Origin of the sequence: Lysinibacillus sp. OF-1 (assembly GCF_028356935.1) — a bacterium.
GTDB classification, from domain to species: Bacteria; Bacillota; Bacilli; order Bacillales_A; family Planococcaceae; genus Lysinibacillus; species Lysinibacillus fusiformis_D.
Map to the genome: position 1 here is coordinate 3,866,797 of NZ_CP102798.1, position 12,008 is coordinate 3,878,804.

Consider the following 12,008-nt stretch of genomic DNA (forward strand, 5'->3'; position numbering starts at 1 on the left):
TCACTAGAGTGTTAGAGAATTAGATTATGAAAGAATTCTAACTTATTTCTTTTAAGCAGTCAACTTTTCTTCTTTAATTAACGAAATCTTTAAATACTTATTATTCTGTTAATTATACCTATTACTTAGTGAACAACGGTATAAAAACAAGACATCATTTCTCTTAAATTTTGACAAAATGTTTTACTGAGAATGAGAATATGTCTAAAATGTGACATGATGATTATAAATCAACTAAAGTATTCACTAAAAAATTGAGAATGATTCTCTCTTATACAATTGTTGGAAAAAATTAAGTTTTATCAACAACCTATTCTCAATACAGTCACGCATATATTATATAGATATAATATTATTGAATGAAATATTAAAAATGATTCTCAATCTCATTATCAATAAGAATACCTTAATATCAATACTTTTATTGATTATTACTCTCATTCTATTTTTTCTTTTACTTTTTTAAAAGCTTAATATAGAATAGCATTAATAACAAAAAGCACCATATAAACTACACATTGGAGGGATTTATTATGGCATGTCCATTCGTACAACTAAGTGAGCAAATGATCGTAAGTATTTGTAAAGGTGAGTTTTACCCTGGCGACAAAGTAACACTTCATACAACAGAAGACATAGATGGGACTGCAATTAAATCAACCTTTGTTGAATCAACTTGCTTAGGTGATCACGACAATTGTGAATTCAAATCAGACTATGACGCAGCGCTTGCATAAATATTAAAAGCTACTCCAAAACCGGAGTAGCTTTTTAATATGAAAAAACTCACGAAGTATGTAGTCATACAACGTGAGTTTTTATTATTTTTTTGGTGTACACCATTCTACAACCTCATTGCGCTTACGCTCAGCCATTTGTTCAGCCGTATAAATAATCCGCATAGGATTGCCCCCTGCCAAACACCCTGCCGGCACATCCTTATGTACAAGGGTGGCGGCTGAAACAATGGCACCGTCTCCGATTGTTACACCTGGTAGAATCGTTGAATTTGCGCCAATCATTACTTCATTTCCAATATAAACATCACCTAAGCGATATTCCTCTATTAAATACTCATGCGCTAAAATTGTCGTATTAAAACCAATCACTGTATTTTCACCAATGAAAATACGTTCGGGAAACATGGTATCTGGCATGACCATTAAGGCTAATGAAGTTCGCTCGCCAATAGTCATGTTTAAAAATGTACGATAAAGCCAGTTTTTCACACGTAAAAATGGTGTGAAGCGTCCAATTTGAATGACAATGAAACACTTCATCACCTTCCAAAAGGACACCGTGTCATATATATTCCAAAGCGAATTGGCTCCTTCGACACGATAACGTTCTGTTTTACGCGCCATCTGCCCTTACCCCTCTTTCACAATATCCAATAAATCTGTCATATGCTGTAGCATATATTCTGGTTGATATTGCTGTAAGTATGCCTCACCTTTAATTGCCCAAGCAACACCTGCTGCTCTTACACCTGCACGATGCCCTGCTTCAATATCGTGCGAATTATCACCAATCATAATGGCATCTTCTTTGTCTATTCCTAAACGTTGTAAAGCAAGTAGTACTGGCTCTGGGTCAGGCTTCACATTTTTTACATCATCTGTGCCAATACGCACATCAAATAAATGTGTCGCACCCATAATAGAAAGCCCACGATCAATAGTCTCATTACGTTTTGTTGAAACGATAGCCAATCGAATACCCTGTGCTTTTAATTGCTCTAGTGTTGACACAACATCAGGATATTCGCTAACTAGTTCATCATGATGCTCTATATTCCAAGCGCGATAATTTGCGATCAAAGCTTCCTCTTCATCTGGTGCAATGTCATTAAATGTCTGTTTGAGTGATGGACCAATGAATTTCAAGCAATCTTTTGGCGAATATTGCCCGGGAAATCGCTCATTTAATACATGCATAAATGTTTGAATGATTAAATCATTCGTATTAAGTAACGTGCCATCAAAATCAAACAATAGTGCTTTAACAGCCATATTTTACATCCCCTTATTTATTATCCAAGTATTTTACGGCTGGTTTTACCTTTATTCTGCGATAAATAATGGCACCTAGTCCAACTACAATACCAATAATGGACACTACCTGTGCTGAGCGTAAATCGCCTACTAGGTAGAGACTATCTGTACGCATACCTTCGATATAGAAGCGACCAATAGAATACCAAACTAGATAGCTAAAGAAAATTTCCCCACGATTTAAGTTTACTTTACGTAAGACTAATAAAATGATAAGCCCAATCAGGTTCCAAACGGATTCATATAAAAATGTCGGATGTACATAAGAACCTAATTCTTCGATATACATTTGATTGATAATCCAATCTGGTAGCATTAGATTTTCTAAAAAGGCTTTTGATACTTCCCCACCATAAGCCTCTTGGTTCATAAAGTTGCCCCATCGACCAATAATTTGTCCAATTAAAATACTAGGTGCTGCAATATCTGCTACTCGTAAAAAGCTTACATTTTTTATACGAGTAAATATGTAAGCTGTGACAAATGCTCCAATAAGTGCACCATGGATGGCAATACCGCCATTCCAAATCTCAATGATTTTACCTGGATTTTCACTATAGTAATCCCATCGCATGGTCACATAGTAAATACGTGCACAGATGATGGATATAGGAACTGCCCATAACAATAAATCTGCCAGGAAGTCTTCAGGCAATCCTCGCTTAACGGCCTCTCTCTGCCCGACAATATATGCTAAAATGATTCCCGACACAATTAACAATCCATACCAACGAACCGGAATAGGCCCTAAATGAAAGGCAATCGGGTCAATCTGTAATAGTAGTAAATCCATCTTCTGCTCCTCTCAATATGTCATTCACATAATTTAGTTCACAACTGTTTAATCATCTAACTCATCATTAGATGAAATTACTTCATCTAAACGTCTTGAAAACTCCTCTGCTGCGTTTACGCCCATTCTCTTTAAGCGGTAATTCATCGCAGCCACTTCAATAATAACGGAAACATTCCGTCCTGGTCTTACAGGAATCGTTAGTTTGGTTAGTTCCGTATCAATTATTTTCATTTTCTCTTCTTCTAAGCCTAATCGATCATAAACTTTTTGCGGGTCCCAAATTTCCAGCTCAATAATGAGTGTAATCCGTTTATACGGACGCACTGCACTTGCACCAAATAGCGTCATAATGTCAATAATGCCGATTCCGCGTATTTCCAATAAATGCTCTAGTAAAGGTGGGGGACTACCAATTAAAAGGTTTTCTGATTCTTGACGAATTTCTACACAATCGTCCGCTACTAAACGATGACCCTTTTTAACAAGCTCAAGTGCTGTTTCACTCTTCCCAACGCCACTTTTACCAATAATAAGCACACCAATTCCATACACATCGACAAGCACGCCATGCGCTGCTGTCATTGGTGCTAAGCGTCCCTCTAAATAGTTTGTTAATCTACTCGAAAATTTGGTTGTCGTCATATGTGTTTTAAAGACAGGAACATGCTTTTCGTTGGAAGCCTGAATCAGCTCCTCGGGGACTTCTAAATCTCGAGAAATAATAATAGCAGGTGTATCTTGCGAACAAAGTAAACGCATACGCTCAAGCTTGACATCTGCTGGCAGCATTTCGAAAAAAGACAGTTCCGTTTTGCCAAGCAATTGGACGCGATTTGCCGGATAATGTGTAAAGTATCCTGCCATTTCAAGTCCTGGTCTTGAAATATCACTAGTGACGATCGTTCTTCCAATTCCTTCCTCGCCAGCTAATAACTCTAACTTAAATTTCTCCATAACATCTCTTGTTAATACTACGACCAATGAAAAAGCCTCCAATCAATGGATAAGGTTCTTCTTATTTTAGCATGTCTATGTCTAAAAGGAATGTATTTACTCTCAACACAGCGTTTACCTCCATAAAAAAACTAGCGGCTCTCCAGCCCGCTAGTTTTATAAATACTATTTTTGAGTTGCCAACCATTTGGCTACTGCCTCAGCATCTGCCCCTTTTACAACCCCTGGAGGCATACCGTTTTTACCGTTATTGATAATATCTAAAATTTCTGATTCAGATAAACGAGCACCTACGTCATTTAATGCTGGACCACTTGCACCTTGTAACTCACCACCATGGCAAGAAACACAAGATTTCATGGCAATCGCTTCACCATCTGGCTCTGTAGCACCTTCATTATTACTTGCAGTTTTATCTCCGCCACCACATGCAGCTAAGAAGATTGCTGATCCGAACACTAATGTTAACATTGCTTTTTTCATTAGTACCCCTCCTCATAATAAATACCTTACGCCGCCATTATACCAAAATTATGCACGTTTGAAACCTTCTCCTAATACCTCATAAGCATCAGAAACGATGACAAACGCTGATGGGTCAACGCTTTTAATGAGTTGTTTCAGCTTTGTGAATTCTGTTTGATAAACAACAACCATGAGAACTGGTCGTGCTTCTCCTGTATAGCCACCGATTGCTGGTAACTTAGTTATACCACGATTGATTTCAGCATAAATGGCTTCTCTTACCTCATCTTGTTTCAATGTAATAATATAGACCATTTTAGATTGGCTAAAACCTAACTGAATGATATCAATCGTTTTTGTTGTAACATAAAGTCCAATCAGAGCATACAAACCTTTTTCTAAATCAAAAACAACTGCTGCACTAATTGCGATGATTCCATCAATTAACAGTACACTTGTTCCAAGCGACAACCCAGTAAACTTCGTTATGATTTGCGCTAGTAAATCAGTGCCACCAGTTGAAGCATTCCCTTTAAAGACCAGTCCTATTCCTAAGCCAACAACAATTCCACCAAAAAGAGCTCCCAGTAAAGCATTATCAGTCCAAGGCTCCCAGCTATTTGTTAACAAGACAATAAAAGGTAACGTAATGGTACCGATAAATGATTTAATCCCAAATTTTTTGCCTAGCAATAATACACCAGCGATAAATAATGGTACATTAAATGCATATTGAACAATTCCCGGATTCCATCCAAACAAACCATGCAAAATCGTACTAATGCCACTTACCCCACCTGAAGCGACTTGATTTGGTAATAAAAAAACATTAAAACCAATAGCAATTACTGCCGCTCCAACAATCACATACACATACTCCACAATGTTATCTCTCACATCATGTCTCATTTCCCCACGCCCACTTCAACTATCAGAATTTTTTAAAGACGAGATGATTATAGCAAATACTCTTCATATTGAGAACTTCATCTTGATGAAGGGAACATGCCATTGTGGAAATATAAAAAAAGCTATCTTAAATGAAACGTTAAGATAGCTTTTGCACAGTTTAAAATGATTTTTCAGCCCATTCCATGGCTTCATAATATAAATGATCAATATCAACTAGTGGAATATTCAACTGTGTCGCTAGCTCTTCTAGACGTGGCCAATCTAACTTCCCTAGTGCGATACTAAACTCTAGATAGGGTGTCATATCCGTTTCAATGCCCAAAATGGTGCTCGTAATATCCTCTGAGAACGGTAATTGTTGTAAAATGACCTCTATAGGTCTTTGAAGCAACGTATCAATGAGTGAAAACATGCCTACTAAGAAATATTCTGAGAAATTCTTTTTGTAAGAAAGCTTCGCTAGCTTTTCACAAACCTTTGCTCGGAATAAAGATGTACACAGCACTTCTTTAAAAAGATCAGAATTGGCGTCTATATCGATTTCTCGCATGGCCAATAAATAGATCCATTTTCGTAAATTTGATACGCCCAGTAACACAATGGCTTGTTTAATGGAGCGTACCTTCGATTTAGATCGTTTAGATGAATTATTAATCATTTGTAATAATTTATACGTCAATGAAATATCACGTTCGATATTTTCCGCTAATAATTGGATATTTGGCTCTTCTTCTTTTAATAAAGAGATGATGTGAATATATTGAATTGTATTCGCTGGAATGTCTGTTGCTCGTATTATTTGAGGTTGTTCAAAAAAATAACCTTGAAATAACACATAGCCAGAAGATTTAGCTACTTCAAACTGATGACGCGTTTCTACTTTCTCAGCGAGTAATTGAATGTTTGGAAACTTATCCTTTACTTTAACTTCAATTTCCATTCGTTTAACGATAGATGATGCTAAAAAATCAACCTTAATATAATCAATCTGCTCAAATAATTCATCATAAATTTCCACATGCTCATCCATAATAAAATCGTCTAAAGCAATTTGGAACCCATGTTTTTTTAGCTCAATTACACGTTCCACTAACTGAGGAGTAAGTGGAACATCTTCTAGTATCTCAATCACAACCTGTGAAGGATTTAAAAATTCATGAATGGAGCTCATCAATAAGTTTTCAGTAAAATTAACAAAACCCGGTTTACCTTTTGTTACCTCTTCAAAACCAATTGAAAGAAATGAGTTCACAAGTACGTCAATCGTTGCTGCATCTGAATCGACCATTGGAAAGGCATTGACGTTTTTGCCACGATATAATAATTCATAAGCAACTACCTGCTCATGAAGATTAAAAATAGGCTGTCTGCCAATAAATACTTCCATTTCGCTGCCCCCATTTCTTCATATTCTAGTAATATATAGTATATCATTTTTACGACCTGTTGTTTATACTTCACACTAATTTAGTATGGTCACTATTAGACATATAACACAAGAAAGGACAGTCCTAGTGATGATCCATTGACCACTTTAGGACTGTCCTCATTATTTACCTACTCTAGATTTGATAGCACCAATAACTGCAGGCACAACTGATATAAAGATAATCAAAATAAGGACAACCGAGAAGTTATCTTTAATAATAGGAATATTACCAAAGAAATAACCTAGTAATGTACAGCTGAATACCCATAATATTGCACCAAAGATATTATAAAATAAGAAATAGCTATATTTCATTTTACTTGCACCCGCCACAAACGGGATAAATGTACGAATAAATGGCATGAAACGAGCTATAACAATCGTTTTCCCACCATGTGTATTAAAGAATTTTTCAGCTGCCTCCATACGTTCTTTTTTAACAACTCTTCCGAGGAGGCTCTTTGGAGGGATTGATGTTCCTACCTTATGACCAATATGATAGTTCATCGTATCTCCTAAAATAGCTGCTGCTAAAAATACAGGAATTAAAATCCACATATCAAAGGCACCCATTGCAGCTGCTAATGTTCCACTTGCAAATAGCAATGAATCACCAGGTAGGAATGGGAAAATGACAACGCCTGTCTCTACAAAAACAATCGCAAATAAAATCAGATAACTCCAATTGCCAAAATCACGAATAATTTCTTCTAAATGCACATCGATATGCACAATAAAGCTTATTAACTCCTTAATGAGTTCTAACATGTTTTTGTATGCTCTCTTTCAATAGTATTTTTACCTAAAAGCTTTGACGTAGCTTCACATCAAAGGGTTCCAGTTTTGTACGTCTTTTTACATTACTTCCTCACTATATGACAAGCTCTTGAAAAGTATGTAGAAGATTTCACATGTTTGATTTTATCACTTACAGACAACTACTCTCAACTGATTTTACTATTATACGAATAATGTACATAAAAAAAAGCTACCATTTTTCAATAGTAGCTATACTCGTTTAAACTTTTTCTTTTAATGAACGTCGTAATATTTTCCCTGTCGTGTTTTTCGGAAGTTCATCCAGTATCTCAATCATCTTTGGCACCTTGTATTTCACCATATGCTTGGCACAATAAGATAGCAGATCTTCTGTCGTAGTGGCTGCTACTTCTTTTAACACAACATATGCATGTACAGCTTCCCCTAAGTTAGGATCTGGAAAGCCTACCACCGCCGCCTCTACAATATTATTATGGGCAAACAGCACTTCCTCAACCTCACGAGGATAAACATTAAAGCCACCTACAATAATCATATCTTTTTTGCGATCGACAATGTAAAAATAGCCTTCTTCATCTACCCTAGCTAAATCCCCTGTATAGAGCCAGCCGTCGCGAATGGCCATGGCCGTTTCTTCAGGCATTTTATAGTAACCCTTCATCACATTAGGGCCACGTACAATCAGCTCGCCAACTTCGCCAACAGGTACTTCCTGACCGTTCACATCAACCACTCTATTCTCCACATTGCTTATCGATGTACCGATAGAGCCAGCTTTTCGATCACGATCAAGTGGATTAAAGCATGTAACAGGCGAAGCTTCCGATAAGCCGTATCCCTCTGACACACGCACATTAAATTTCTGTTCGAAATTATGTAAGAGTGCAACAGGTAAAGATGCCCCACCTGAAATGGCCAAACGTATTGTCGAGAAATCTTCAGGATCACCTTCAGGTAATTGATACAAGAAATTATACATGGTTGGAACACCAGCAAATACCGTTGCTTTTTGCTCTCTCGCTAAAGCAAAAATTTCAGTAGGGCTAAAGCGAGGTGTAAGTAAAACTGTTGCTCCGCTTAATAAAGGCGCATTGACCACAACGGTTAAGGCAAATACATGAAACACTGGTAATGTAGCAATGACGCGATCATCTGCCTTGATTCCTAAATAATGGGCAACATCACGAGCATTTGAATACACATTGCCATGTGTCAGCATAGCACCCTTTGGACTACCTGTAGTTCCTGAAGTGTATAAAATAATAGCATTGTCATTATCTGCAACTTCCACAGGCTCTAAAGATTCAGCAGCAGTGGCAATGACCTGTGTAAATAAATGCGTTTTTTCTTGTGCTTGCGGTGATAACGCTGCCATTTTTTCCGCTATATCTGGCGTGGTTTCACAAACTATAAATGTGCTTACTTGTGGAAATGCTCGTACACCCTTTTCAACTAATGGAAGCAAAGCGTCGAGTGCAATGACTGCTTTTACATCCCCGTTATGCAAAATATAAGAAATTTCATCTGGTGTATAGATTGGGTTAACTGGTATTGCTGTTGCCCCTAAACGCATTGTTGCATACAAGGCAATTAAATAGTGTGGCGTATTGCCGAGTAAAAACGCCACATGGTCCCCTTTTTCAACACCTAAATCTTGTAATCCCTTTGCAAAACGACCAACTGTATGCTCAAATTCCCCGTAAGTTGTATCTTTCCCCATAAAATGATACGCAACTTTTTCCGGCTGCTCTGTTGCCTGTTGGCGAACACGTGAAACTAAATTCAATTACACCATCCCCTTATCGTATAAAATGAATCGTTATTCAGTAATATTATATAAGAAATGTATCTAAAAGACAATGAATCTTTTTATTTCATGTCATAAATTACGTTAAATAATTCATTTTTTTCTCTTTTAAACAAAGACATCATGAGCGGATATGTGAGATGTAACGCCAACGAATTAAATAAAAGTAGACTACTTGTATTAACACAAAGAAGCCAAAAGCAAAGAATACTTCTTTTACAATCGAAATATTTGCTATGTCTCTCAAAATACCTTGTACCATTAGAAAAGCAAAGGCACTATGCATCATTGCAACACCCCAAGGCAAAAAGAATTGAGGAAATAAATGACGATTAACAAGCTTTTTCAGCTCCGCATCAGTTAAGCCCATGCGCTTTAACACATCAAATTTACGCTTTTCACGTTCAAGTGATGTATGCAATTTAAAATAGATAAAGCTCCCAGCCGCAAGTAAAAATACAGTGGCAACCAATACACCTACTAAAGTAAATAATGAGTAGGTAGCTAGTATATAAGAATAATTTAATCCTGCATTTTCAAAGTAAAATGGACTAAATTTATCCTTTTTAAGAAAATATAAATTGGATTCTAGATGGTCTATAGCCCTCCCGATATCTTTTGTTTCCATCCATTGTGGTATAACGAATGTAAATAGATGATAACTAGGTTGAATAATATCTTGATCAGAGATCGGATGAATCAGCTTTGCGAAGTCCTCATCACTAATGACAATTGAATTGACACTTACAATTGAACCTGGAAACACTATTTTTGGATAGACACTATCGATGGTAATCGGAATATTATTCTCTTCTAAAACGGTGTGCACAATTCTATTTTTTAATTTTTTTAACGAATCCTCTGAATAAGGGATAAATACTGCCTCACCAGCTCCCAGGTTCAGTAATGGATAACTATACGAAGAAAGCAAAACATTCATATCGGACTCTCGAAATACCTCCACTTCATTTCGAGTGAAAGAAGAGGTTTGCTTCACTACAATAAAACGGGACAGCTGATAAGATAAACCTTTCTCCTCTAATTGCAGTCGCAATGAATTGATATGCTCTCGCTCAAATGGATTATCCACATCTCCTTTATAAACCAGCCCTAATGGATTTAAGCGATCATATTGAGTTGTATAGGAGGACATAGTAGCTAAAACGCCCACAGACAAAAAGGCAAGTGTTGATACCATCGTAACAACGAAAAACATTTTCACATTATCCATCATAATATGGGTTTGTTCAGCTAGTGAGAGAAGACGGTAACGTTGCCAATGAAACTTGCGTTTTCCACGTGCTAAATCTAAAAAGCACGGGACGGAATCACTGAAAAAATAATATGTGCCGAATGTTGCTGAAAATGGTATTAATAAAGTTAGCCAGATGAATGCCGTATGTCCTACAACAAACGCTAAAATATACGTCGTTAAAATTAAAGCAATACCGTAAATAGCTCGGATTTTGGAATAGGTTGTTAAGCTATTTACATAATCACTGCCTTTAATAAGATCTCGTAATTTTCTCTCTCGTGTAAAATACACACTAATAAATGAAATGACGACAAACGCACTTGTAAAAACACCAATTGTTAGTAAAAACGGCTGCCAGGAAACATATAATGGTAATTCATCTAAATGCAAAATTTCTCGTACGATCATAAAAAAGAATTTTGAAAACGAGAAGCCAAACACGATACCTACAATAATAGAGCCTGACCCAATAATCATTGTCTCTAAAAAGACAAGTCTATTCATCTGGCGCTTTTCCATTCCTAAATGCAATAAAATGGCGAATTCATGGGATCTTGCCTCTAAAAAGGCACTCATGGAATAATACAAAAAGAATAATGTAAAGAGGACGAGAACAATTTCAGCACCCACCATCCCGATAAGTGATACCTCTCCTAATATCCCGCGCTCAATATCAGGATGAAACATTAGCATTGAATAGATAAAAAATACAGCCACAGAAAAAAAGCTTGCCATGAAAAAGGCACCATATATCCGGCTGTTCCGCACGACATTACGGTAAGCGAATTGTCGAAAGGTCACCTACTTGCCCTCCTCCTAGTAAGCTCAAAACATTTAATATACGTTGGAAAAACATTTGACGACGATCATCTCGATAAATTTCATTGAAAAATTCACCGTCTTTAATGAACAACACCCGATCACAATAGCTAGCTGCAATCGGATCATGTGTGACCATTACAATCGTCGTTTGTTTATCCTGATTGACTTTTGTTAGCAGTTCGAGCACATCACGTGAAGAATTAGAATCTAAATTACCCGTAGGCTCATCCGCTAAAATCAGACTCGGATTATGGATAAGTGCTCGACCAATAGCCGTTCTTTGTGCCTGTCCACCAGATATTTCATTTGGACGTCTATGAAGGAAAGAAGTTAAGTCGAGCTTTTCTACAATACTAGCTAGACGTTCCTCCATTACTTCTAAAGGCTGTTGGTCTAATGTTAGTGGCAGCACGATATTTTCCTCGACCGTTAGCATGTGCAAAAGATTGAAATCCTGAAACACAAAACCGAGCTGTCTTCTTCTGAAGTAAGCAAGCTCAGTTGCATTTAATTTATGTGGATTCATGCCATCCAGTATGATTTCACCGCTAGTAGGCTCATCAATTGTCGAGATAATATTCAGCAAGGTCGTTTTGCCACTTCCGGAAGGTCCCATAACAGCTAAAAACTCCCCTTCTTCTACATCAAAGCTCAACTGATTTAATGCCCTATGTGTCACTTTACCTTCATATACTTTTGTCACATCTTTAATTTGTAAAATAGGCATACGTCAT

12 protein-coding genes are annotated in these 12,008 nt (G+C 36.9%); 1 reads left to right on the top strand and 11 read right to left on the bottom strand.

What is annotated here, in order from left to right; translation table 11 throughout:
- Positions 1-533: 533 nt before the first annotated feature.
- Entirely contained in the window at positions 534-737 is a 204-nt protein-coding gene (locus tag NV349_RS18925) for a hypothetical protein (protein ID WP_036126744.1), read from the top strand.
- 84 nt (positions 738-821) lie between these two features.
- Here the strand turns inward: NV349_RS18925 and NV349_RS18930 are convergent, their stop codons facing one another.
- From NV349_RS18930 to NV349_RS18980, 11 genes are all read right to left on the bottom strand, one after another.
- Positions 822-1,364, bottom strand: coding sequence for an acyltransferase (locus NV349_RS18930; RefSeq protein WP_036126746.1), 543 nt, complete (start codon positions 1,362-1,364; stop codon positions 822-824).
- A gap of 6 nt (positions 1,365-1,370) precedes the next feature.
- Entirely contained in the window at positions 1,371-2,012 is a 642-nt protein-coding gene (ppaX, locus tag NV349_RS18935; protein ID WP_036126748.1) for a pyrophosphatase PpaX, read from the bottom strand.
- A gap of 13 nt (positions 2,013-2,025) precedes the next feature.
- Positions 2,026-2,847, bottom strand: coding sequence for a prolipoprotein diacylglyceryl transferase (gene lgt / locus NV349_RS18940; protein WP_036126751.1), 822 nt, complete (start codon positions 2,845-2,847; stop codon positions 2,026-2,028).
- A gap of 48 nt (positions 2,848-2,895) precedes the next feature.
- Positions 2,896-3,804 carry an HPr(Ser) kinase/phosphatase gene (hprK, locus tag NV349_RS18945; RefSeq protein ID WP_369802774.1) on the bottom strand — a complete coding sequence of 303 codons (909 nt, stop codon included), beginning with the start codon at positions 3,802-3,804 and terminating at the stop codon, positions 2,896-2,898.
- A 165-nt stretch (positions 3,805-3,969) separates the two neighbouring features.
- On the bottom strand, positions 3,970-4,287 hold the full coding sequence (gene cccB / locus NV349_RS18950; RefSeq protein ID WP_036126754.1) for a cytochrome c551: 318 nt from the start codon (positions 4,285-4,287) through the stop codon (positions 3,970-3,972).
- Between the two features lie 48 nt (positions 4,288-4,335).
- Positions 4,336-5,178, bottom strand: a complete 843-nt coding sequence (locus tag NV349_RS18955; RefSeq protein WP_036128012.1) for a YitT family protein — start codon at positions 5,176-5,178, stop codon at positions 4,336-4,338.
- Between the two features lie 160 nt (positions 5,179-5,338).
- Positions 5,339-6,568: an EAL and HDOD domain-containing protein gene (locus NV349_RS18960; protein ID WP_036128015.1), complete on the bottom strand. Its 1,230-nt coding sequence runs from the start codon at positions 6,566-6,568 to the stop codon at positions 5,339-5,341.
- Between the two features lie 162 nt (positions 6,569-6,730).
- Positions 6,731-7,378, bottom strand: coding sequence for a VTT domain-containing protein (locus tag NV349_RS18965; RefSeq protein WP_036128018.1), 648 nt, complete (start codon positions 7,376-7,378; stop codon positions 6,731-6,733).
- Positions 7,379-7,628: 250 nt separating this feature from the next.
- Positions 7,629-9,176 (bottom strand): fatty acid--CoA ligase family protein, encoded by a 1,548-nt coding sequence (locus NV349_RS18970; protein WP_271910908.1) that lies wholly within the window; start codon positions 9,174-9,176, stop codon positions 7,629-7,631.
- Positions 9,177-9,318: 142 nt separating this feature from the next.
- Entirely contained in the window at positions 9,319-11,253 is a 1,935-nt protein-coding gene (locus NV349_RS18975) for an FtsX-like permease family protein (protein ID WP_036128024.1), read from the bottom strand.
- Positions 11,225-12,001 (bottom strand): ABC transporter ATP-binding protein, encoded by a 777-nt coding sequence (locus NV349_RS18980; protein ID WP_036128027.1) that lies wholly within the window; start codon positions 11,999-12,001, stop codon positions 11,225-11,227. Before NV349_RS18980 ends, NV349_RS18975 begins: the two co-directional genes overlap by 29 nt.
- Positions 12,002-12,008 lie beyond the last annotated feature (7 nt).

Coding starts and splice junctions, on each gene's coding strand:
- NV349_RS18980 (WP_036128027.1), bottom strand. CDS start 12,001: ATGCCTATTTTACAAATTAAAGATGTGACAAAAGTATATGAAGGTAAA.
- ppaX (WP_036126748.1), bottom strand. CDS start 2,012: ATGGCTGTTAAAGCACTATTGTTTGATTTTGATGGCACGTTACTTAAT.
- NV349_RS18930 (WP_036126746.1), bottom strand. CDS start 1,364: ATGGCGCGTAAAACAGAACGTTATCGTGTCGAAGGAGCCAATTCGCTT.
- NV349_RS18955 (WP_036128012.1), bottom strand. CDS start 5,178: ATGAGACATGATGTGAGAGATAACATTGTGGAGTATGTGTATGTGATT.
- NV349_RS18925 (WP_036126744.1), top strand. CDS start 534: ATGGCATGTCCATTCGTACAACTAAGTGAGCAAATGATCGTAAGTATT.
- lgt (WP_036126751.1), bottom strand. CDS start 2,847: ATGGATTTACTACTATTACAGATTGACCCGATTGCCTTTCATTTAGGG.
- NV349_RS18960 (WP_036128015.1), bottom strand. CDS start 6,568: ATGGAAGTATTTATTGGCAGACAGCCTATTTTTAATCTTCATGAGCAG.
- NV349_RS18965 (WP_036128018.1), bottom strand. CDS start 7,378: ATGTTAGAACTCATTAAGGAGTTAATAAGCTTTATTGTGCATATCGAT.
- cccB (WP_036126754.1), bottom strand. CDS start 4,287: ATGAAAAAAGCAATGTTAACATTAGTGTTCGGATCAGCAATCTTCTTA.
- hprK (WP_369802774.1), bottom strand. CDS start 3,804: ATGGAGAAATTTAAGTTAGAGTTATTAGCTGGCGAGGAAGGAATTGGA.